This window comes from Bacillus sp. SIMBA_154, assembly GCF_046536015.1.
Taxonomy (GTDB): domain Bacteria; phylum Bacillota; class Bacilli; order Bacillales; family Bacillaceae; genus Bacillus; species Bacillus pumilus_P.
Genome location: NZ_JAWJBV010000732.1, coordinates 1 through 231 on the forward strand (window position 1 = coordinate 1; position 231 = coordinate 231).

A 231-nucleotide genomic window follows, 5' to 3' on the forward strand; every position below is an offset into this window, starting at 1 on the left:
GCAACAAGAGATTATTGACTCAATTCCTATGCAAAGAATAGGCAAGCCTGAAGATATTGCGCATAGTGTGCTGTACTTGATACAGGCACATTATGTCACTGGCGAGATTATCACTGTGGATGGTGGGCGTAGCCTCACGATGGCTGGTAGTGGTTTTTAACTAAGACCATCACTTATAAATAATTCCTCGATTACTTCTTATCTTTTACTTGAAAAATTAAAAAATTCAGG

General features: G+C 38.5%; 1 protein-coding gene. It reads left to right on the top strand.

Annotated features, from left to right (window positions below; genetic code table 11):
• The first annotated feature begins 13 nt into the window (after nucleotides 1–13).
• On the top strand, nucleotides 14–160 hold the full coding sequence (locus tag R0K30_RS23805; RefSeq protein WP_410613531.1) for an SDR family oxidoreductase: 147 nt from the start codon (nucleotides 14–16) through the stop codon (nucleotides 158–160).
• Nucleotides 161–231 lie beyond the last annotated feature (71 nt).